The sequence below is a fragment of the Skermanella rosea genome (genome assembly GCF_016806835.2).
In the GTDB taxonomy this organism is placed as follows: Bacteria; Pseudomonadota; Alphaproteobacteria; order Azospirillales; family Azospirillaceae; genus Skermanella; species Skermanella rosea.
In genome coordinates, this window is sequence record NZ_CP086111.1 from 2578374 (window position 1) to 2600295 (window position 21922).

The 21922-nt window shown below is 68.2% G+C and carries 20 protein-coding genes; 13 read left to right on the plus strand and 7 right to left on the minus strand.

What is annotated here, in order from left to right; genetic code table 11:
* Nucleotides 1-15: 15 nt before the first annotated feature.
* From JL101_RS11835 to JL101_RS11845, 3 genes are all read right to left on the minus strand, one after another.
* Nucleotides 16-2091, minus strand: coding sequence for a PHA/PHB synthase family protein (locus tag JL101_RS11835; RefSeq protein ID WP_203095243.1), 2076 nt, complete (start codon nucleotides 2089-2091; stop codon nucleotides 16-18).
* 69 nt (nucleotides 2092-2160) lie between these two features.
* Nucleotides 2161-2334, minus strand: coding sequence for a hypothetical protein (locus tag JL101_RS11840; RefSeq protein ID WP_203095244.1), 174 nt, complete (start codon nucleotides 2332-2334; stop codon nucleotides 2161-2163).
* A 152-nt stretch (nucleotides 2335-2486) separates the two neighbouring features.
* Nucleotides 2487-3605 carry an alpha/beta fold hydrolase gene (locus JL101_RS11845; RefSeq protein ID WP_203095245.1) on the minus strand — a complete coding sequence of 373 codons (1119 nt, stop codon included), beginning with the start codon at nucleotides 3603-3605 and terminating at the stop codon, nucleotides 2487-2489.
* 406 nt (nucleotides 3606-4011) lie between these two features.
* On the opposite strand from JL101_RS11845, the gene JL101_RS11850 reads away from it, so the two are divergent.
* Nucleotides 4012-6678 carry a PAS domain S-box protein gene (locus tag JL101_RS11850; protein WP_203095246.1) on the plus strand — a complete coding sequence of 889 codons (2667 nt, stop codon included), beginning with the start codon at nucleotides 4012-4014 and terminating at the stop codon, nucleotides 6676-6678.
* 301 nt (nucleotides 6679-6979) lie between these two features.
* Here JL101_RS11850 and JL101_RS11855 read toward each other — a convergent pair whose 3' ends face one another.
* Nucleotides 6980-7501: a hypothetical protein gene (locus JL101_RS11855; RefSeq protein ID WP_201080294.1), complete on the minus strand. Its 522-nt coding sequence runs from the start codon at nucleotides 7499-7501 to the stop codon at nucleotides 6980-6982.
* A 349-nt stretch (nucleotides 7502-7850) separates the two neighbouring features.
* On the opposite strand from JL101_RS11855, the gene JL101_RS11860 reads away from it, so the two are divergent.
* From JL101_RS11860 to JL101_RS11870, 3 genes are all read left to right on the plus strand, one after another.
* Nucleotides 7851-9140, plus strand: coding sequence for an amino acid deaminase (locus tag JL101_RS11860; RefSeq protein ID WP_203095247.1), 1290 nt, complete (start codon nucleotides 7851-7853; stop codon nucleotides 9138-9140).
* A 116-nt stretch (nucleotides 9141-9256) separates the two neighbouring features.
* Nucleotides 9257-10123: a hypothetical protein gene (locus JL101_RS11865; protein ID WP_203095248.1), complete on the plus strand. Its 867-nt coding sequence runs from the start codon at nucleotides 9257-9259 to the stop codon at nucleotides 10121-10123.
* A gap of 31 nt (nucleotides 10124-10154) precedes the next feature.
* Nucleotides 10155-10817, plus strand: a complete 663-nt coding sequence (locus tag JL101_RS11870; RefSeq protein ID WP_203095249.1) for a Fe2+-dependent dioxygenase — start codon at nucleotides 10155-10157, stop codon at nucleotides 10815-10817.
* Nucleotides 10818-10823: 6 nt separating this feature from the next.
* Here the strand turns inward: JL101_RS11870 and JL101_RS11875 are convergent, their stop codons facing one another.
* Nucleotides 10824-12419, minus strand: coding sequence for a SagB/ThcOx family dehydrogenase (locus JL101_RS11875; RefSeq protein WP_203095250.1), 1596 nt, complete (start codon nucleotides 12417-12419; stop codon nucleotides 10824-10826).
* Between the two features lie 65 nt (nucleotides 12420-12484).
* A complete protein-coding gene (locus JL101_RS11880; protein ID WP_201080304.1) occupies nucleotides 12485-12697 on the minus strand; it encodes a hypothetical protein in 213 nt (70 codons plus the stop codon).
* A 188-nt stretch (nucleotides 12698-12885) separates the two neighbouring features.
* Here JL101_RS11880 and JL101_RS11885 point away from each other — a divergent pair, with 188 nt between their 5' ends.
* The 6 genes from JL101_RS11885 to JL101_RS11910 all read left to right on the plus strand — a co-directional run bounded on the left by JL101_RS11885 (nucleotide 12886) and on the right by JL101_RS11910 (nucleotide 18346).
* Nucleotides 12886-13746 (plus strand): alpha/beta hydrolase, encoded by an 861-nt coding sequence (locus tag JL101_RS11885; RefSeq protein WP_203095251.1) that lies wholly within the window; start codon nucleotides 12886-12888, stop codon nucleotides 13744-13746.
* Between the two features lie 76 nt (nucleotides 13747-13822).
* Complete coding sequence (locus JL101_RS11890) at nucleotides 13823-15004, plus strand: ABC transporter substrate-binding protein (protein ID WP_203095252.1); 1182 nt, start codon at nucleotides 13823-13825, stop codon at nucleotides 15002-15004.
* Nucleotides 15001-15921 (plus strand): branched-chain amino acid ABC transporter permease, encoded by a 921-nt coding sequence (locus tag JL101_RS11895; RefSeq protein WP_203095253.1) that lies wholly within the window; start codon nucleotides 15001-15003, stop codon nucleotides 15919-15921. Before JL101_RS11890 ends, JL101_RS11895 begins: the two co-directional genes overlap by 4 nt.
* Nucleotides 15914-16912: a branched-chain amino acid ABC transporter permease gene (locus JL101_RS11900; protein WP_203095254.1), complete on the plus strand. Its 999-nt coding sequence runs from the start codon at nucleotides 15914-15916 to the stop codon at nucleotides 16910-16912. Before JL101_RS11895 ends, JL101_RS11900 begins: the two co-directional genes overlap by 8 nt.
* A gap of 3 nt (nucleotides 16913-16915) precedes the next feature.
* Complete coding sequence (locus JL101_RS11905) at nucleotides 16916-17656, plus strand: ABC transporter ATP-binding protein (RefSeq protein ID WP_203095255.1); 741 nt, start codon at nucleotides 16916-16918, stop codon at nucleotides 17654-17656.
* Between the two features lie 3 nt (nucleotides 17657-17659).
* Nucleotides 17660-18346 (plus strand): ABC transporter ATP-binding protein, encoded by a 687-nt coding sequence (locus JL101_RS11910; protein WP_203095256.1) that lies wholly within the window; start codon nucleotides 17660-17662, stop codon nucleotides 18344-18346.
* 6 nt (nucleotides 18347-18352) lie between these two features.
* Here the strand turns inward: JL101_RS11910 and JL101_RS11915 are convergent, their stop codons facing one another.
* Nucleotides 18353-18928 (minus strand): tyrosine phosphatase family protein, encoded by a 576-nt coding sequence (locus JL101_RS11915; protein WP_203095257.1) that lies wholly within the window; start codon nucleotides 18926-18928, stop codon nucleotides 18353-18355.
* A gap of 138 nt (nucleotides 18929-19066) precedes the next feature.
* Between JL101_RS11915 and JL101_RS11920 the strand changes: the two genes are divergently transcribed.
* The 3 genes from JL101_RS11920 (at nucleotide 19067) to JL101_RS11930 (ending at nucleotide 21917) form a co-directional block, all read left to right on the plus strand.
* Nucleotides 19067-20170 carry an alpha/beta fold hydrolase gene (locus tag JL101_RS11920; RefSeq protein WP_203095258.1) on the plus strand — a complete coding sequence of 368 codons (1104 nt, stop codon included), beginning with the start codon at nucleotides 19067-19069 and terminating at the stop codon, nucleotides 20168-20170.
* 64 nt (nucleotides 20171-20234) lie between these two features.
* Nucleotides 20235-20411, plus strand: a complete 177-nt coding sequence (locus JL101_RS11925; protein ID WP_201081744.1) for a hypothetical protein — start codon at nucleotides 20235-20237, stop codon at nucleotides 20409-20411.
* A gap of 114 nt (nucleotides 20412-20525) precedes the next feature.
* On the plus strand, nucleotides 20526-21917 hold the full coding sequence (locus JL101_RS11930) for a dipeptidase (protein ID WP_203095259.1): 1392 nt from the start codon (nucleotides 20526-20528) through the stop codon (nucleotides 21915-21917).
* Nucleotides 21918-21922: the final 5 nt, after the last annotated feature.

The window sequence follows — 21922 nt, forward strand, 5'->3', positions numbered from 1 at the left end:
GGCCCCGGGATGCCGTCACTTCTCCAGCACGTAGGTACCGGGAGCGTCGCACAGAGCCGGGTGGTTGGCGTTGCCGACCGGCGGGGGCGCCACCTTGCTGCCGGAATGGGCGACCAGCCAGCGGTTCCAGTCGGTCCACCAGCTGCCGTCGTTCCGCTCGGCGGCCTCCAGCCACTTCTCGGGGCTTTCCGCCGGCTTCTCCCCTTCAAGCACCCAGTAGCTGCCCTTCTTGCCGGCCGGATGGTTGATGATGCCGGCGATATGGCCGCTGGTCGCCATGACGAACCGCACCTTGCCTCCGGTCAGCTGGGTGATCCGCCAGGCCGAGTTCCAGGGCACGATGTGGTCCTTCTCCGCTCCGACCGCATAGATGTCGAGCTTGATCCGGCCCAGGTCGATCGGCACGCCGCCCAGTTGGATCTTGCCCGGCTTGATCAGGTTGTTCTCGACATAGGTGTTGCGCAGGTACCAGCTGTGGGCGGCGCGCGCCATGCGGGTTCCGTCGCTGTTCCAGTAGAGCAGGTCGAACGCCGGAGGCTTGCCGCCGAGCAGATAGTTGTTGACGACGTTGCTCCAGATCAGGTCGTTCGAGCGGAGCAGGTTGAACATGTTCGCCATCTCTCGGCTGTCGAGATAGCCCCGCTCCATCATCTGCTGCTCGATGAAGTCGATCTGCGGCTCGTCCATGAAGAAGGCCGTGTCGCCGACGCGGCTGAAGTCCTGCATGGACACCATGAAGGTCGCGGTCCCGAACCGCTTGTCGCCCTTGTCGGCCAGATAGGACAGCGTCATCGCCAGCAGGGTGCCGCCGATGCAGTAGCCCACAGGATTGACGGTCTTGCTCCCGGTGATGTCGCGGACCACGTCGGCCGCGGCGAGCGGGCCCAGGTTCATGTAGTCCTCGAAGGTGATGTCCTCCATCGAGGCATCCGGGTTCTTCCAGCTGACCATGAACACGGTAAAGCCCTGGTCGACCAGGTACTTCACCATGCTGTTCTTGGGCTGCATGTCGAGGATGTAGAACTTGTTGATCCACGGCGGCATGAACAGGATGGGGACTTCCTGGACCTGCTCCGTGGTCGGGCTGTACTGGATCAGCTCGATCAGCCGGTTCCGGTAGACGACCTTGCCCTTGGTGACCGCAAGGTTGCGCCCCGGCTCGAAGGCGGTGGCGTCGACCATGCTGAGCCGGCCCTCGCGCAGGTCGTGAAGCAGGTTACGGGCGCCGTCTGCAAGGCTGGCGCCGCCCGTCTCCATCGCGCGGCGCAACGCCACCGGGTTCGACAGCAGCAGCAGGCTGGGGCTCATCGCGTCGACGAACTGGCGCAGGTGGAACGTGATGCGCTCGCGCTCCTGCGGGTCCATGTCGTTGTCCTCCAGCCCCTGGCGCAGCAGGAAGTCGGAGGCGAGCAGGTACATCTCCTTCAGGGTCCGGTAGACCGGGTTCGAATGCCATTCAGGCGCGTCGAATCGCTTGTCCCCGCCGGCCGGCGCGCCCGACGCGACGCCCCACCAGCGCGCACCCGCCGCGTTCCAGGCCTCGACCGCCGAGGTCCAGATCTGCATGTTCAACTCGGCCGACCGCGTCAGGGTCTTCGCCGGGTCGCGGAGCGACCGGAGCCAGACGATGCGCAGGGCGCGGACGGCCTCGGCCCAGTCCACCGGGATCACCTCCCGGAGCGGGTTGGCGTTCCACACCTTGTCGATCGAGGCCAGCATCGGGTCCGATGCCACGAACCGCTGGAACTGCTCCACCCCGCTGGCCAGCAGCGTCCCGGACAGCGCATCGGCATTCATCGCCCACCAGGGCTGGGCGCCGTCGCCGCCGGTCGCGGGGGCACCCATCATGTTGCCCATGCCGCCGACATTCTGGGACATCCACGACATCCAGAGGCCGAGGGCCGCCTCCGGCGTCGGAATGCCCATGCCGGCCGGCTGTCCGGCATCGTCCTGCCGGCCCGAGCCCTGGGGCGCCTGACCTTGGGAGGTTTGTTCGGGGGCCGGCCGGCCCGGGCTCTCCGAAGCTTCGACGGCCCGCTTCGCAGCCGGCGGCCGTTTGCGCCTGGTTTCATCGCTCTTCATGGTCGCCATGCTGGTTCCCCCCTAATTCTGACGCCGGACGAGCCGGCTTTGGCAGGTTCTGGTCTGTTGGTCCGGGACCTAGCGGGCCGCCGCCGTGGAGCGGCTGCGGTCGGCCTGCTCTCGCGACGGAGCTTCGCCCGGTATGGGCTTCTGCGGGAGGACGCCCGGAGTCGTCTCGATGGAGGGCGTCTCGGGTGTGTCGATGTCGTTCGCGAAGGTAGGTTCATCCTTGCCGCTGCGGGAACCACTCATCTGCTTCTCCCTGGATCCTGAAGCCGGGCGGGTGCGGCGCCTGGCGTTGCCAGAGTCAACACGGGACGAGCGCGATCCTCCCTGAAAAGATTTACCATAAAGCCTTCTTTGGCGGCAGTGGCAGTCATGGGGTGCGTCATTCCGACCGACGCTCAGGCCGACCGGCCGGGCTCCTCCGAACGGACGATTTCCCACATCCAGCGCGTGATCTCGGGCCAGAGGTGTTCGTGCGCCGCCCGGCCGATCAGGGGGCCGACATGCTGGAGCGCCACGCCGACGTCGCCCGCATAGTCGAGCACCAGCTTCCGGTCCGCGGGCGAGGCGTCAATCACCGGAAGCATGGAGCCGGGCGGAATGATCTCGCTGCCCTTGCCGATGACGGCGAGCAGCGGCGCCGCCAGTCCCGACGGCAGCGCCGCCCGGCCGCCGATCGCGAGCAGGCCGCGCGAGAACTGGTTGTCTCGATAGAGCCGTTCGATCAGATCCTCGAAGAACCGCCCGGCGATGGGGAACTCGTCCAGCGTCCACCGTTCCACCGCCAGATGGGTCTTCAGGGCCCTGGGGTCGGCGAGGCTCGCGATCATGTCCACCCGACGCTGCCAGTTGAACTCACGCGGGGACGCCCGCACCGAGACGAGATTGAGGAAGCTTCCCGGGATGTTGCCGAAGGCCTCGCGCAGCGTCGCGGCCGGCGGCGCCTCGGCGACCATCCTGGCCAGCGCGCCGCCGTCCTCCCCGAAATGGAGCGGCGCTTCCACGACGACCAGACCGCGCACGCGGTCGGCATGCATGCTGGCGAACAGGGTCGCCAAAGTGCCGCCGAGCGAATGCCCCGCCAGGAACACCCGCGCGCTCCCGGCGTCCCTGGAGACGGCGGAAACGCATTTTCCGATCAGGCGGTCGGCATAGTCGGCCAGATCGAAGTCGCGCTCGGCCTCGCCGGGCTCGGTCCATTCCGTCATGTAGACCCGGAAGCCTTCGGCCGCCAGCCGCCGGACGACGCTGACATGGGGCAGCAGGTCCCAGATGTAGCCGCGCTTGATGGGCGCGGGAACGATCAGGACGGCGGGACCGGAGGCGGGCAGGGGGTCGTACCGCCGCAGGCGGACCCCGGGTTCCTCCATCACGATCCCGTACGCGCTCTCCTGGGGCCCAAGGCCCATGCCGTCCATGGCGAGGCCGCGCCAGCGGCGGACGGCATCGAAGTGATGGAGCGCGTCGGCCCAGAAGGTCGCGCCACCGGTGGATGTCGGCCGCCTGTCCTCGGTCATCTAGATCAGCTTTCCTTTTTTCGAGCGGCTCCCGGCCGTCACCTTGGAAGAGCCTTGTAACACACGCCGGGCTCATCCGGACAAGCAGACATCGCGGCTTCATCGACGAAGCGTCGCGCCTGCGCATCCGACTTCGCCTGTCCCTGGTTCCGTCCGCGCGGGATCGTGGCCAGTATAGGGCAGATCACCTTCCTGAGGTTTCTTAATATTGACAGGGAAACTATTCCATTACGGACAGGAACGACCGTTCTATCTTTTTACTCAGGTAGTAACCCTAAGCATTCCATGATATCGATCGAAGCGCGGCCGGAACATAACCTCCCTGTCCCGGATAACATAACCAGTTATGGAATGCATGAAAAGGATCAGGCTCCTCTGGACTCTTGAGTGCAGTCTGGCGATTTCCTTGGTTGCCAACGCGGTCCAGGCGGGCGTGATACTCGACCTGTCGGCAGTGCTGACCGCCTTCTTCGCGGCGATGCCGGCCATGCTGTTCGCCGTCATGCGTTGCCGGATGGGCCGCATGCTCATCGACGAGCAGGTGCTTGGGCAAACGTCCGAAATACTGGAAAGCGTCGGCGACGCCTTCTATGCGGTGGATCGCCATTTCAGGTTCACCTATCTGAACCGCAAGGCGCTGGAACAGATCGGCAGGCCTCGGGGCCAGCTGATAGGTCGGCCGTTCCTCGATGTCTTCCCCCAGGCCGAGGGGTCGGGGCTCCACGACAGCTGCATCCAGGTCATGCGCGACGGCAAGGCGCGGGAGTTCGTCGGAGTCTCCCCGATCCTCAAGCGCTGGAAATCCTACCTCGTGCTGCCCCGGCCGGACGGCGGCCTGCTGGTGCATTCCCGCGACATATCCGCCCAGAAGGCGGCGGAAGCCGCGATGCACGAAAGCGAGAAGCGCCTCCGATTGGCGGCACATGCCGCGCGGTTCGGCACTTACGACTGGGATGTCGCGAACGGCCTGCTGTTCTGGTCGCCGGAGAGCCACGCGATCCACGGATTCCACTGCTCCGGATCGATCGTCTGCGAACAGGCCTTCCGCCTGATCCACCCGGAGGACAGGGGCCGCGTCGCGGTGGCGGTCGAACGCGGGCTGGACCCGGGCGGGACGGGCTTCTGGTCGATCGACTACCGCATCGTGCGGCCGGACGGACAGACCCGCTGGATCAACGCCCAGTCGCATGTCGTCTTCGAGGGGGAGCGCGGTGACCGCAAGGCGATCAGGGTGATCGGCACGTTGCAGGACGTCACGGACCGCAAGGCGGCCCAGCAGGCGCTCCTGAGCGAGCGCATGCGGTTCAAGACCGTGGTCGAGCATGTGCCGGTCGGGCTCCTGCTGGTGGAGGTCCCGTCCGGGCGGACCCTGGTCGGGAACCGCCAGGCGGAGCGGATCACGGGATGCAGGATCCCGGAGAACCCCGACGTCTGGCTGCTGGAGCGCTGGAAGGGCTATGACGAGAACGGCCGGGAAATCGCCGCCGACGACCAGCCGCTCGCCATCACCATGGCAACCGGCGAGCCGGCAGAGCTGACCGCCCTGAGCCCTCGGGACGACGGTTCGATAGCCTGGTTGCGGATCACCAGCGCACCGATCCGCGATCCCGACGGAACCGTCACCGGGATCGTCGTGACCATAGTGGACATCGATGCCGAGCGGCGCGGCGCGGATACCCTGCGGGACAGCGAGGCCAGGCTCCGGCGCGCGGTGGAGAATGCCCCGTTCCCGGTCATGGTCCATGCGGAGGATGGAACCGTCGTACATCTCAGCCGGGCATGGCTGTCGATCACCGGCTACGCCGCCGAGGATCTCCGGACCATGGCCGGCTGGACCCGTCTCGCCTACGGCGATGGCGCCGATCCGGTCATGGCCCGGGTACGGTCCCTGTTTCAACAGGACTGCCCGATCGACGAGAGGGAGAACGTGGTGCGGACGGCCGACGGATCGCGCCGGACCTGGAGTTTCCGCTCGGCGCCGATCGGCCGGGACATCGACGGGCGCCGGCTGGTCGTCACCATGGCGGTGGACCTGACCGAGCGCAAGGAGAACGAAGCCCGGCTTCACCTGCTGATGCGCGAGGTCGACCATCGCGCCAAGAATGTCCTGGCCGTCGTGCAGTCGATCCTGCATCTGACGCGTGCCGAGGACCCTGCGGACTTCACGGCCGCGATCGAGGGCCGCCTTGCGGCCATGGCCCGTGCCCACACCCTGTTGGCCGCCAGCCGCTGGTCCGGTGCCGACCTCGCAGCCCTGATCGTCGATGAACTGGCCCCGTTCGCCAGCGTCGGCCGGATCGCCGTCCAGGGACCCGCCGTGTCGATCGCTGCGGAAGCCGCCCAGGCCGTGGCCATGTGCCTGCACGAACTGTCCACCAACGCCGCCAAATACGGTGCCCTGTCGGCTCCCGCCGGCCGCCTGGAACTGACGTGGCGGATGGAGGGGCAGGAGGGAGGCCTTGTCCTGGATTGGAGGGAGACCGGCGGCCCTCCCGTGGCGCCGCCCGAGCGCGCGGGTTTCGGCTCGATGGTCCTTCGGCAGACGGTGGAGAGCCAGCTGGGTGGCGAACTGGTCCTCGACTGGAACCCGGCGGGACTGTGCTGCCGGATCGCGCTGCCCGCTGACTGCTTCTCGGTCGCGGCAGCCGCCGAGCCGATGAGCGAAGCCGTCGATCAAGGGGCGGCGGCGAAGCGGGCCGGTCCGGGCGCGCGCGTCCTCGTCGTGGAGGACGAGGCGCTGACGGCGCTCGCCATGGAACAGGTCCTGCTCGATGCCGGCCTCGCCGTGCTCGGGCCGGTGGGGCGGGTCGAAGACGCCCTGGAACTCCTGGGTGAAACCGTTCCCGACGTCGCCGTGCTGGACGTCAACCTTTTCGGCCGGACGGTTTTCCCGGTGGCCGAGCGGCTTCAGGCACTCGGCGTCCCCTTCCTGTTCTGCTCCGGCTATTCAAGGCTGGATGACATCAGCGACAAGCTGAGGCAGGTTCCCCTTCTGGCCAAGCCGGTACTCGCCGATCATCTCATCGCGACCTTGTCCGACCTGATGGCGAAATACGAGGCCAAGGTCAGCTGATGCGGGCCGGATGTCGGCGGGCGCCTCCCGCCGGGGAAGACGGGACACGCAAGAAAAAAGCCGCTCGGGGAATGCCCGAGCGGCTCGAGTTTTACAGGGAGGAAACGCTGCCCAAAGGACATCGTGAGAGGGACTGTAAGTCGATAATGGTTAACAAGCTGTGAGCGACCTCACAGGTTCTGAGAAAAATCGGGCCTGACGGCGGATTGCATTTGGACCAATTTGTCGCACCCTTCCCCAGGTGCACTTCTCTTGCAGGAAAACGCGTATTTCGCGCATTCGCGAGGATGGGGTCTATCTTTCAGAACTCTTCCAGCCGCTTGGGGCTGCTTTTCAGCAGGGTTTCCAGCATCCCGACGATCTCCTCGATTTCGATGCGGGTCGCTTCGAGCGCATCGGCGGTCTTGTCGTCGATCCCGGCTTCGAAAATCATGTTGTCGAAATAGCCGTTCACCGCCGCGAAGGCCGTCATCTCGTCGGAAAGGATGTCCCAGGCTCCCAGCGAGTGGGTCAGGGTCAGAGGCGGGTTTGAGAAAAAGACGTGGCTGATATGGGTGAACGCGGACAAGGCCTTGAGCTTCGCCCTGATGACCCATTGCTTGAAGCCGGTCGGCAGGCTCTTCTCGACCCGCGGGAACCTGTCCTCGACCGTGAAGATCAGGCTCTGGATTCCAAGGTAGTTTTCCCGGACCTTCTTGTAATGCAGGAACGTCTTGATGGCGCCGCCATTGGACTGGCGCTGAAGATCGGTGATGTCGGCGGCCAGGGTGCGCGCCATCCCGATGACGATCTGGACATCCTTGGGATTGGCTGAGATCGACATGTCCGTCACGTTGGGTCCGCTGCCTCCAGGGGTGGGTCCGAAGCTATCACACCGGTGGAAGATCCGGAACAGGACGGAATACCACCAAGGCGCCGATCCCTTCGTTCGGATGCTCCGGCCGCCGTCGTGATGATCGATCGTCGAGCTTCCCCGCACAATTAAGACAAAAGGCGGGATTCCGCCGCCCTTGCCCACGCAATCCCGCCGTGCGTCGCCATGCGCTTCCGGCCGCTGCTGTCCGGCTTCGGACCGGCTTGGCCAATCTTGCCGTTGGCACGCTGTTCAGCGTCGCCTAAGCTGCATCCGGAAGTACTTCAGCACGGTAAGGGCAGCACGGGAAAGGCGCGCCATGACGGACCGGGAGGAGACCGTCCTGATCGACGGCAGGACCAAGGGCATCCCGCCGGGCCAGGAGCCGTTCGCGCTCGCCGGGATCGGCCGCAAGGGCTGGAACGTGCTGCGGGAGGACATGGTCCTGCCCCTAGCCGTGCTGAAGTCGACCGCCCTGGACCATAACGGCCGGTGGATGCGCAGCTTCCTCGACCTGACCGGGACCGCGCTGGCCCCTCACGGCAAGACGACGATGAGCCCCGACCTGTTCGCCCGGCAGTTCGCCGACGGCGCCTGGGGGCTGACCCTGGCGACGGTGCAGCAGGTCCGTGTCGCCCGCGCCGCCGGGATCGCCCGGATCGTCCTCGCCAACCAGCTGGTCGGCCGCCAGGCGATCGGCTACGTCGCCGCCGAGCTGGCGGCGGACGACGGATTCGACTTCTACTGCCTGGTCGATTCGATCAAGGGCGTGGAACAGCTCGCCGCCGGTCTCGGGGCGAGCGCCCCCGGGCGGCCGCTCCAGGTCATGGTCGAGGTGGGTGCCGCCGGAGGCCGCACCGGCTGCCGCAGCGACGAGGCCGCGCTCGACGTCGCGCGCGCCGTGAAGCGGGCGGAACCGCTTCTGGTCCTGCGCGGGGTGGAAGGCTACGAGGGCATGGTGCGGGGCGACGGCGACCGTGACGGGGCGATCCGGTCCTATATCGACCGCATCGCCGCCGTCGCGGCCGCCTGCGAGGCGGAAGGCCTGTTCGGGCCCGGACCGGTGATCCTGAGCGCCGGCGGCTCCGCCTTCTACGACATGGTGGCGGAGCGCCTGGGCTCGGCGGAACTGGGTCGGGAAACCTTGGTCCTGCTGCGGTCCGGCTGCTACCTGACCCATGACAGCAGTTCCTACGCGGCGCTGTTCGAGCAGGTCCGCCAGCGCATGCCCGAGGTGGACGGCCTCGGACCCGGGCCCGCCGCGGCGCTGGAGGTATGGGCTTACGTGCAAAGTCGGCCGCAGCCCGACAAGGCGATCCTGACGGTCGGCAAGCGCGACATCTCCCACGATGCCGGAATGCCGGTCCCCGCCCTGTGGTTCCGGCCGGGACGGCACGACGCTCCTGCGGCCATGCCGCACGGCGCCGTGGTGACGGAACTGAACGACCAGCACGCGCACCTGTCGATATCGCCGGACTCGGACCTTCGGGTCGGCGACATGGTGGCCTTGGGCGTCTCGCATCCCTGCACCACGTTCGACAAATGGCGGGTGCTGTACGTCGTGGATGACCGGTACGACGTCGTCTCCGCCGTCACGACCTGGTTCTGACCCGGCCAAAGGGACAAATCCAACGTTTCTCCATTGCCAAGCGGCGGCAGCTGGCCCTATGTTCCAGTGTTTTGCGAATAGCTCTCATTCGCGGATATGGGGAAGGCATCGGAACGATGGCTGGTTCGAAGGTCAAGATCTGGGTCGGGCTGGGGACATATGTGCTGGCCAGCAGCGTCGGCGCCGCCGCCTGGGCGGAAGCTCCCAAGGCCGATCACCACGGCAAGCACGGCGTGCAGGTTGCCCAGGCGACCCACGGCCATGGTGGCGAGGGGGGAGAAGGCGGCGAAGGGGGTGAGGGCGGCGAAGGCGGCGAGGCCGGTTCCGACGCGCTCGCCGGGCTGGATGCGGACCAGGCCTATCTGGCGAACATCGCCATGATCCGGGGCCACCTGAACGTCGGCAACGAACTGTATGCCAAGGGCCGCCCCAACGACGCCCTGCCGCACTTCCTGCACCCGGTCGAGGAGCTGTACGGCGAGCTCGATTCGGTGATCAAGGAGAAGAGCGTCTCGCCGTTCAAGGCCGATCTCGACAAGCTGTCCGGCATGGTCAAGCGGAAGGCCCCCGTATCGGAGGTCCAGGCCCAGACCGAGGTCGTCCTGACCCGGCTGACCGACGCGACCGCCGCCGTTCCGGCCGCCAAGCAGACCGACCCGGCCTTCGCCCTGCCGATCGTGATCGGCGTGCTGCGCACCGCGGCGGATGAGTACGCGGCGGCCTTCGAGGGCGAGTCGATCGCCAACCCGGTGGAGTACCAGGATTCGCTGGGCTTCGCCCGCGTCGCCAACGCCTCGGTCGAGTTGCTGACCCCCGCCTTGACCGCCAAGGACGCCGATGCCGCGAACACGCTGCGGCAGGAGATGAACACCCTTCTCCAGGCGTGGCCGTCGGTCGTGCCCGAGCGCAAGGCGGCCATGAGCGCTTCGGAAGTCTCCGGCCTCGTGTCCCGCATCGAGTTCGCGTCGGCCCGGCTGCGCTGAGCGACCGGCACCGGGCGGTGGAGAAGCCATCATGATACTTTGCATCGCACAGGTCCTGCCGCCCGACCTGCTGGAGGACGTCGTCCGCCGCCTGGAGGATGCGCGCTTCGTCGACGGCGCGCGGACCGCCGGCTGGCACGCCAGGCTGGTCAAGGCGAACGAGCAGCTGTCGCCGGCCGACGCAGCCCATGCCGACCTGATCCGTCGCATCAACGCGGCGATCGAGGGTCATCAGCTGTTCCAGATCGCGGCACGCCCCAAGGCGGTCCGGCCGGTCATGATCAGCCGCTACACCGAGGGCATGGAATACGGGACCCATGTGGATGACGCCATGATGGGCGGCATCCGCACCGACGTCTCCTTCACTCTGTTCCTCGGCGATCCCGCGTCCTACGACGGCGGGGAACTTGTGATGGAGGGGACCGGCGGCGAGCAGGCCTACAAGCTCGACGCCGGCTCCATGATCCTCTACCCGTCCGGCGCGCTGCACCGGGTCGAGCCGGTCACCCGGGGCGCCCGCTTCGCCGCGGTCGGCTGGGCGCAGAGCCTGGTGCGCGATCCCGGGAAGCGGGAGATCCTGTTCGACCTGGACACCGCGCGCCGCGCGATCTTCCGGCAGCAGGGCAAGACGGCGGAGTTCGACCTGATCTCCAAGAGCACCGCCAACCTGATGCGGCTCTGGGCGGAGTCCTGACCGTGCTCACCGGGCCAGGTGGCCGTAAGCCGGCTCGGTCGCGATCCGGGAATCCTCGATCGCCGTGCCGACGGTGAAGTGGTAGAGGCTCTGCCACGCCAAGGCCTTGCCGTCGATCCCCAGGGTTTCATGCACCGCGTCGTCGAAGTAGCAGCCGATCCCGGTGCCCGATACCCCCGCGGCGGTCGCTTCCAGATACAGCACCTGGCCGATCAATCCGGCTTCCCAGAACAGGCGCCGATAGGCCCAGGGGCCTTCCTCGTCCAGCGTGCGCCCGAACTCCGCGACCATGCCGAGGCTGAACGCTCCCTTGCCCGCGATGGCCTGAAGGCAGCTGAGCTGCGAAGCGCGCTTTTCCAGGTCGCCGCGTGCAAGCAGGAAAAGCGGCAGGCCGCTCTGCTCCCCCGCCGGCTGCCAGAGGAAGGAGGCATCGCAGGCGGCCTTCAGCTCGGAGAACGAATCCGGGTCCCGGATCAGGGCGTACAGCCCGCGCTCCATCCCCTCGACCCGATGGACGAACAGGAAGAGCGCGATCCGCGCCGGCCAGGGGAAGCCGGTCCAGGGGACGTGCCGGGCATCGGGCAATGTCGCCGCGAGCATGCCGTCCAAGGCCTCCCGCGGAAGGCTCTTCGAAGCATCCATGCGCATGACGCTGCGCCGGCGTCGGATCACGGCGCCGGCGACCTCCCCCGACACCGGAACCGGCGGTCCCGGGACCGGCCGTGGATCCCGTGCATCGCCCGCCGGCTTGGCCGTGAAACGCAGGGCCAAATCCACCGCCGGCCAGGGATCGTGGTCGTCGCTCAGGCGGTTGGCCTGCCCGTACCAGGTCCCGCCGGGATGCTGCGGAAGGATCGCGGCGCAGGGGCCGGGATGGACAAGGGCCAGCAGGTCGGGGTGCTCGCGTTCGAACCGATGTCCGGCGTCCTCGCGGTGCAGCCCAAGCCACTCCGCGACCTCGGCGTCGCCCGGCCGGGCCAGGACGGTCAGGCGCCAGCCAAGGCAGGCGGCGGCGTAGGCCAGCGATCCGACGGCGTGGCCGACATCATGCTGACAATACCGGAAAGCCCTCTCGCCATACTTCCATGCTTCCCGCCAGGCGACCGAGGAGAGCCCGACCATGAAGCCGCCGGGCGGCAGTTCGGGTACGGTCCCGAAGACGCAGCGCTCTTCCAGCGCGTGGGCCGCGACCGCGTAGTGGTACAGCGCCGAGGCCTCGCCGATGCCGGGAAGGGGCGGCAGGACGACGTATCCTTCGGTCGGATGCAGGTTGCCGCTGGACGGGTTGTTGCGCACGGCCCACCGGGCACCGTCGACCGCCTTCCAGGCGCTCACCCCCAGCGCCAGTTCCAGGAACAGTCCGAGCGACCCGATGTCCAGGCGCTGCGGCGGAACGCCGTCCCACCGGCCGAACGGCGGCGTCCGCCGGTCCAGTTCCAGAGGCAGGACGACCAAACGGGCGCCGTGGAAGCGGCGGAAGGGGTCGGGTTGCGACTCCCAATCCAGGAAGGCCGGGCCGAGCGCATACCGGTGCGGCGCATGCTTGGTGCGCCGATGATATCCCCTGATGTCGCGCGGCAGGCTGTCTTCGGGCGCGCCCATGGCGGAATCCTCGTCCGGGGGAGCCGGGGCCGTCCCGGGATGCGGGACGGCCCCGGTTCGCCGGATCAGACCGCGTCGGCCAGGGTCGACCGGGCGAGCTGGAGGGCTTCGCCGATCGCCTCGACCTGCTCGCGGGTCAGGTTCACCAGCCGCTCGGTGACAGGCTGCGGCGGGTCCTGGGTCAGCGCCAGATTCTCGAAAGCCGCGAGGATCTTCAGGGCTTCGGACTGGAGCAGTTCCAGGTGCTCGATTCGCTCAAGGGGGGTCCTGTTCATCATGCCGCTCCGTCATGCTGGGGTCTGGGTCGTGGAGATATGACGTGATGCCGTCCGCCCCGTACTTTAGTCATATTGCGCCGGCTTCGCGCCACGCTTTTCGACGGCGCTCCTTGCAATTGGCGCCTTGCACCGGGAGAGTGCCCGAAAGCGCGGCGGATGCCGGGCAGGAGACGCAGAGGAGGAGCCGGATGTACCGTCACCTGACCACCCAGGACGAGATCGACCGGGAGTACAATCCCCGACTCATCGCCTCGGACGTCGACCGGGTGGTGGCGGGGTGGGCGGAGCGGAGCGCCGCGACCCGCGACGCCTGTCCGAACCGGCTGCGCCGCTCGTTCGGGCCGACGCTGGCGGAGTGTCTCCATGTCTTCCCCGCCGGAGCACCCGGCGCGCCGATCCATGTCTTCGTCCATGGCGGCTACTGGCGGGCGTTCGGGGCCGACGACTTCAGTTTCATCGCCGACTCCGGGCTGGAGCGGGGTGTCGCGACCGTGGTGGTCAACTACGACCTGTGCCCGCGCGTCCGGATCCCGGAGATCACCCGGCAGGTCCGCGGCGCGCTGGCCTGGGTCTGGCACAACGCGGCCGAGTTCGGCGGCGACCGCGGCAACATCGTGGTGTCGGGCCATTCGGCCGGCGGCCATCTGGTGGGGCGCCTGCTGGCGACCAACTGGGTGCGCGACTACGGGCTTCCGGCCGACCTGATCAAGGGAGCGCTGCCGATCAGCGGGCTGTTCGACCTGGAGCCGCTGCGCTGGTCATGGCTCCAGCCGACCATCCAGCTGACCGGCGACGACATCCTGACCGAAAGCCCGATCCGCCGGCTTCCGCCGGTTCCGATTCCCGTCGTCGCCGCGGTCGGCGGCGCGGAAAGCGAGGAGTTCCGCCGCCAGTCACGCGCCTATGCCGACGCGCTGCGGGCCGAGGAGTCGACCGCGGACGTCCTGGAGGTGGCGGGACGCGACCACTTCACCATCCTCGACGACCTGGCCGACGCCGACGGGCCGCTGTGGCGGGAGGCGGAGCGCATGCTGAAACGAACCTCTTGAAGATTCAGCAGGATACCGGCAAAAAACGCCGCTAAACTGCGGCAACGAAGAAGACCGGACAGGGAGTCCCTCGTAGATGAATTCCGTATCCCGCGGCGTCGCCGCCATCCTGGCGGCAGGATTCGCCTGTTTCGCTTCCCCCCTTTCCGCCCAGACCGGTGACGTGAAGGTCGGGATGATCACCACCCTGTCGGGTCCCGGCAGCGGGCTCGGCATCGACGTGCGCGACGGCTTCGCGCTGGCGCTGAAGGACCTGGGCGGCACGCTCGGCGGCCTGAAGGCCACGGTGATCGAGGGCGACGACCAGCAGAAGCCCGACATCGCCAAGCAACTCGCCGACCGCATGGTGGAGCGGGACGAGGTGGACGTCGTGACCGGCATCATCTGGTCCAACCTGGCCCTGGCCCTGATGCCCAGCCTGGAACGGGCGGAGGTCTTCTTCCTGAGCCCGAACGCCGGGCCGTCGCAACTCGCCGGCAAGCAGTGCAACCCGTTCTTCTTCGGCGTCGCCTATCAGAACGACGGCCAGCACGAGGCGATGGGCCAGCACATGCAGTCCCAGGGGATCAAGCGGGCCTACCTGATGGCGCCGAACTACCCGGCGGGCAAGGACGCGCTGACCGGGGTCAAGCGCTTCTTCAAGGGCGAGGTGGTCGGCGAGGTCTACACCGCGGTCGGCCAGCTCGACTACGCGGCGGAGCTGGCGCAGCTTCGCGCGGCGGCGCCGGACGGCGTCTATATCTTCTATCCCGGCGGCATGGGCATCAATTTCGTCAAGCAGTTCGAGCAGGCCGGCCTGAAGGGGAAGGTCCCGCTGTTCGGGCCCGGCTTCAGCTTCAGCGAGGATTCACTGCCGGCGATCGGCGACGCGGCGCTCGGCGTCATGAACACCGCGCAGTGGAGCGGCGACCTCGACAACCCGCAGAACCGGAAGTTCGTCCAGGGCTTCGAGGCCGCCTACAACCGCCTGCCGTCGGTCTACGCGGCGCAGGCCTACGACACGGCGCTGCTGCTGGACAGCGCGGTCCGCAAGGTGGGTGGCAACCTGGCGGACAAGGACGCCCTGAGGGCGGCGCTGAAGGCGGCCGACTTCCAGTCGATCCGGGGCGATTTCAAGTTCAACGCCAACCATTTCCCGATCCAGGACTATTACCTGCGGGAGGTGGTCAAGGACGGCAAGGGCCGGCTGACCAACGTGATCCGCGGCACCGTGTTCGAGGACCACGCCGATCCCTACGCGGCTGAGTGCAGGATGTGAACACGCTTCTGCTGGTGGAGCAGGGGCTGAACGGGCTTCAACTGGGCGTGATGCTGTTCCTGATGGCGGCCGGGCTGACGCTGGTCTTCGGCATCATGGACATGATCAACCTGGCGCACGGCTCGTTCTACATGGTCGGCGCCTATCTGACGGCGACCTTCGCGCCGCTGCTCGACAGCTTCGCCCTGGGCCTGCTGGCCGCCCTGCCGCTGGCGGCCCTGGCCGGCATGGCGGTGGAGATGGTGGCGCTTCGCACGCTCTACCGGCGCGAACACCTGGACCAGGTGCTCGCCACCTTCGGCCTGATCCTGTTCTTCAACGAACTGGTTCGGATCGTCTGGGGTCCGCAGCCGATCTTCCTGAGCCCGCCGGCGTGGCTGGCCGGCACGGTCGAGATCATTCCCGGCGTGCCCTATCCGGCGTTCCGGCTGGCGATCATCGGAGTCGGGCTGGCGGTCGCCGGCTTCCTCTACCTGCTGATCACCCGGACCCGGACCGGCATGCTGATCCGCGCCGGCGCCTCCAACCGGGAGATGCTGGGGGCGCTGGGCGTCGACGTGAAGCGGCTCTACACCCTGGTGTTCGGCCTGGGTGCCGCGCTGGCTGCCCTGGCCGGGGCCATGGCGGGGCCGATCCTGGCGGTCCAGGTCGGCATGGGCGAGAGCGTGCTGATCCTGACCTTCGTGGTGATCGTGATCGGCGGGCTGGGATCGGTGCGGGGCGCCCTGGTCGGAGCCCTGCTGGTCGGCATGGTGGACACGATGGCGCGGGCGCTGCTGCCGACGCTGCTCCGCGCCGTGATGCCGCCGTCCCAGGCGGACGGCATGGGCGCGTCGCTGGCCTCGATGACGATCTATATCCTGATGGCCGCCGTGCTGGCCTGGAAGCCCCGGGGGCTGTTTCCGGCCCATGCCTGACTTCCGTAGCCGCGAAACCTGGGCGGTCCTGATCGGCCTCGCCTTCCTGCTGGCATTGCCGCCGCTGGCGGACGCCATGGGCAAGGGATTCTACATCACCCTGTTCACCCGGATCCTGATCTTCGGGCTGGCCGCCGTCAGCCTCGACCTGATCCTGGGCTATGGCGGCATGGTCAGCTTCGGCCACGCCGCCTTCGTCGGGGTCGGGGCCTATGTGGTCGGCATCCTGTCCTGGCACGTGTTCGACGCCTCGCCGGTGGTCACCTGGCCGGTCCTGGTCGAGGGAACGGAGAACGCCTTCGTCGTCTGGCCGCTGGCGGCGCTCATGGGCGGGCTGTTCGCCCTGGTGATCGGGGCGGTCAGCCTGCGGACGACCGGCATCTCCTTCATCATGATCACCCTGGCCTTCGCCCAGATGCTGTTCTACCTGGCCATCGGGCTCCGGAAGTACGGCGGGGAGGACGGCATCGCGCTCTACAACAAGAGCGAGCTGGTGCCCGCCATCGACCTGTTCGACCGGACCACCTTCTACTATGTCTGCTTGGCGATCCTGGCGGCCTTCCTGGCGCTGTGCCGGCGGCTGGTCGGCAGCCGGTTCGGCATGGCGGTTCAGGGTGCCCGGATCAACGAGCGGCGGATGCGGGCGCTGGGCTTCTCACCCTATCGCCACAAATTGACCGCCTTCGTGATCTCGGGCGCCGCCGCCGGCCTGTCCGGCGCGCTGCTGGCGAATGCCGCCGAGTTCGTCGGGCCGGCCTACATGTCGTGGCAGCGCTCCGGCGAGCTGATCGTGATGGTCGTGCTGGGCGGCATGGGATCGCTGTTCGGTCCGGTATTGGGCGCCGCGGCCTTCCTGCTGCTGGAAGAATGGCTGGCCGACCTGACCGAGCATTGGCAGATCCTCCTCGGCCCGATCCTGCTCTTCGTCGTGGTGTTCGCCCGACGCGGCATCTGGGGCGTCGTCGCCGGCCCGGACCGGCGGGAGCGCTAGCCGATGCTGGAGACCCGGGATCTCTGCAAGCGGTTCGGCGGGCTGGTCGCGACCGACCACGTGTCGCTGTCGATCCGGGAGGGCGAGCTCCATGCGGTGATCGGGCCCAACGGGGCCGGCAAGACGACCCTGATCGCCCAGCTGGCGGGCGAGCTGAAGCCGGACCAGGGCGCCATCCTGTTCGACGGGCGCGACGTGACCCGGCTGCCTGTCCACCACCGGGCCGCCGCCGGGCTGGCGCGGTCGTTCCAGATCACCAGCGTCTTTCCCCGGTTCACCGCGCTCCAGAACGTGGCCCTGGCGGTCCAGGCCCATGCCGGGCACAGCTTCCGGTTCTGGCGCCAAGCCTCCCGGGACGAGGCGCTGAACGGCCCGGCGCGCGGGGCGCTGAACCTGGTCGGGCTGGGCGACCGGGCGGGCGTCCGGGCCGAGCTGCTGTCCCACGGGGAACAGCGCCAGCTGGAGATCGCCATGGCGCTGGCGACCGGGCCGCGCATGCTTCTGCTGGACGAACCCATGGCCGGCATGGGTCCGGCCGAGGGCGCCCAGATGGTGGAGATGCTGCGCGGGTTGAAGCGGCGCTACACCATCCTGCTGATCGAGCACGACATGGACGCGGTCTTCGCCCTGGCGGACTGGATCACCGTGCTGGTCCACGGCGCCGTGATCGCGACCGGCACGCCGGCCGAGATCCGCTCCGATCCCGAGGTCCGCCGGGCCTATCTGGGCGAGGAGGCCGGCTGAGCCATGCTGACGGTCGAGGGCATCGAAACCTTCTACGGCACCAGCCAGGTCCTGTTCGGCCTGTCGCTGGAGGTGGCCACCGGCGACGTCGTGACCTTGCTGGGGCGGAACGGCATGGGCAAGACCACGACGGTCCGCTCGGTCATGGGCCTGACGCCGCCCCGCGCAGGCACCATCCGGTTCGACGGGACGGTGATCTCCGGCCTGCCGTCCTTCCGGGTGGCCCAGGCCGGGCTGGGACTGGTGCCGGAGGGGCGCCAGATCTTCGCCAACCTGACGGTGCGGGAAAACCTGGTCGCCACGGCGCGGCACGGCCCCTGGGACCTGGCCGCCATCCACGAGCTGTTCCCCCGGCTGAAGGAGCGCGGCGGCAACATGGGCAACCAGCTTTCCGGCGGCGAGCAGCAGATGCTGGCGATCGGGCGGGCATTGATGACCAACCCGCGCCTGATGATCCTGGACGAGGCGACCGAGGGGCTGGCGCCGCTGATCCGCCAGGAGATCTGGCATTGCCTGGACCGGCTGAAGGCGGCCGGACAGTCGATCCTGCTGATCGACAAGAACATCGAACCGATGCTGCGTCTGGCGGACCGCCATTACGTGATCGAGAAGGGCCGGGTGGTCTGGTCAGGCACCTCGCCGGAACTGGCGGCCAAGCCGGAGATCCGCCAGCGCTACCTGGGCGTCTGAGCGGCCCTACGCCTCCGGCACCTCGTGGGCGCGGCCGTGCAGGCGGATCAGGCTCGCCAGGTCGGGGTGGCTGGCCGCCACCTTGGCGTGATGGCCGCGAAGCTCCCGGACCAGCGCGCCGCCCCGGCCGAGCAGGTCGTCGGCGATCCCGACCATCAGGCTGTTCGGCCAGCTCCGTGGGCGAACGCGGGAGAGTTCCTGGAAGACCTCGGGCTCGCGCCCGGGATTGTTCTGGGCCATCAGGATCACGGCGGTGGCCGTCGAGCGCGAGACACCGGCATGGCAGTGGATCAGCAGCTGTTCGGCCTTCTCCGCCAGCAGCTCCTCGCCCAGCGTCAAGATCTTGCGGACGTCCCGCTCGCACGGGACGGTCATGCCCGGCCCGGGCTGGAGGGTGTCGTCGAATCGCCAGAGCACCCGGCGGTGCGGCAGGTAGGCCGTGAAATCCTCCGGGTCGGCCCGCTCCGGGTCGAGGATCGAGACCACGTGCGTGAAGCCGCCCTGGGCATGGCCCGCCAGCTCGTCGAGGCCGCAGATGGTGATGCGGTAGGGAAGCAGGGGCGTCGTGATGTCGGTGGTCATCGGTCCGGACGGCTTTCGGCAGTAATTGGGGCGGTTGGGGCTGCGGGAGGAAGCTGGCGCGTTCCGCGGCCAAGGTCAACCTTGCACGACGGGCGCCATGCATGTTCAATCCCCGGAAGAGCCGGGGAGGACAGCGGAATGAACCAATGGATCAGCCGGGCGCGGGCCGCCTGCTTCGCCGTCGCGATCGGGGCGGCGGCAGGGGCGGCGCCGGCGCTCGCCGACGGGGACGGCGACCCGCCGCACCGGCGCTTCGAACTGGGCGATTTCCAGCTGGAGAACGGGCAGGTCATCGAGAGCGGCTTCCTGACATACGTCACCCACGGCACGCTCAACGAGCAGGGAAGCAACGCCGTCCTCGTGCTTCCGGCGCTGATGGCGACCCATCACCGCCATGATTTCCTGATCGGCCCGGGCAAGGCGCTGGACCCGGAAAAGTTCTTCATCATCGCGGCGGACACGCTGGGCAACGGCCGCGCGATCTCGCCCAGCAACAGCAAGACCCAGCCCGGCATATCCTTTCCCCAGTTCTCGATCCGCGACATGGTCGCCGCCCAGCACCGGCTGGTGACCGAAGGGCTCGGCCTGGAGCGCCTGCTGGCGGTCGTCGGCCTGTCCATGGGCGGCATGCAGGCGTACCAATGGGCCGTCAGCTATCCCGACACCATGGCGGCGATCGTGCCGATCGTGTCCATGGGTCGCACCTCCCCCTGGGTCACCGCCATCTGGGAGAGCCAGCGGCAGGCGATCATGGCCGACGCCGCCTGGGCCGGCGGCGACTATGTCGAGCAGCCGACCCAGGGGCTGCGCGCCGCGGCGGCGGCCTTGGAGGTCTGGACCCGGCACTGGGACGGCCTGGACCGGCAGTTCAAGGACAACGGCTCGGTGATCGAATGGCTGGACGCCCGCACCGCCGAGACCGTTGGAGCGTGGGACGCCAACGATTTCATCTATCAGACCCGCGCCGAGGACCTTCACGACATCGCCGCGGGCGGCGACTATGCGGCGGCGTTCCGCGGGATCCAGGCTCGGGCGCTGCTGATGCCCGGCACCCGCGACCTGCTGCACCCCGCCGCGGACGCCCGGTTCGCGGCGAAGCACATTCCGAGGGCCGTGCTGGCGGAGATCGAATCGGACCAGGGGCACATGGCGAGCGGCATGGTCGCCAAGGACATCGAGTTCGTCAACGATACGATCAGGCGGTTCCTCAACGAGGTGCTGAGCGACCTCGTCAAGATATGAGGGCCGGAACGGCGGGCATCCCGGCGTGTTGTGAAGGGGAGACCTTCAACGCGGAGGAATTGCCATGCGAACGAAGATGGATGAATTGCGGGAGTTCCGGCTGACCGGACCGATCCCGCCGACGCCGGGCCAGCCCGAACCGGACAACCCGGCCGACCCCGACGCGCCGCCGCCGATCGATGAGCCGCCGGCCCCGATCCCGGTGCCGCCGGTCCATAATCCGCCGGGACCCCTGACTTGACGGCGTAACGGCGGCGGGAGCCGGAGCGCCCGGCCATGTCGCATATTGCCCCGCGGAACGGCATCTGCTTTGGTAGGGACCTTTCCAGCCTTTCCGCAGAACCGGACCCATCCCATGCTCTCCGTCGCTCCCGTCCTGGACCATCTCGACCGTGACTTCGACGCCGCCGTCGGCCGGCTGTGCGACCTGCTGCGCATCCGGAGCGTCAGCACGGACCCCGCCTATGCGGGCGAGACCCGGCAGGCGGCGCAGTGGCTGGCCGGCCAGCTGACCGGCATGGGATTCGAGGCGAGTCTGCGCGACACCCCCGGCCATCCGATGGTGGTGGCCCACCATCCGGGGCCGGAGGGGGCGACCGGGCCTCACCTGCTCTATTACGGCCACTACGACGTGCAGCCGCCCGAGCCGCTGGACCTGTGGAACAGCCCGCCGTTCGAGCCGACCGTCGTGGACGCCAGGCACGGCAAGCGGGTGGTGGCCCGGGGCGCGGTGGACGACAAGGGCCAAGTGATGACCTTCATCGAGGCGTTCCGCGCTTGGCACGCCGTCCACGGGACGATGCCGACCCGGATCACCGTCCTGCTGGAGGGCGAGGAGGAGACCGGCAGCCCCAACCTCGTCCCGTTCCTGGAGGCGAACAAGGCGGAGCTGGGCGCCGACGTCTGCGTGGTGACCGACACCAACAGCTGGAACATAGAGACGCCGGCGATCACCTACATGCTGCGCGGCATGCTCTACCTGGAGGTCACGCTGCACGGCCCGAGCCACGACCTGCATTCCGGCATGTATGGCGGCGCCGTGCTGAACCCGAACAACGCCCTGGCGCGTATCCTGGCCCAGATCCACGACGAGGCGGGGCGCGTGCAGTTCCCCGGCTTCTACGACGACGTGGTGCCGCTGTCGGAAGCGGAGCGGGAGCAGTGGCGCGGCCTGGGGTTCGACGAATCCGGCTTCCTGGCCGGCGTGGGCCTGAAGACCCCGCGCGGCGAGGAGGGCTGGAGCACCCTGGAGCGGGTCTGGGCCCGGCCCACCTGCGACATCAACGGCATGTGGGGCGGCTACACCGGGGCGGGATCGAAGACGGTGATCCCGGCCCAGGCCTCGGCCAAGTTCAGCTGCCGGCTGGTCGCGGGGCAGGACCCGAAGAAGATCCTGGCGGGCATCCGGGAGTTCCTCGACGCGCGCACGCCAGCCGACTGCCGGTGGGAGATCAAGACCTTCGGCAATTCGCCGGCCATCAAGGTTCCGGCGGAGCAGCCGCTGATGCGGAAGGCCATGGCCGGGCTGGCCGACATCTACGGCAGGCCGCCGGTGCTGATCGGGTCGGGCGGGTCGATCCCGGTGGTGGGATACATCCAGCGGATCCTGGGGTTCGACAGCATCCTGGTCGGCTTCGGGCTGGAGGACGACCTGATCCATTCGCCGAACGAGAAGTTCGAGCTGAAGTGCTACCGCAACGGCATGCGGTCCCACGCCGCCATCCTGGCCCGGATGGCGGAGGGCTGAGTCGC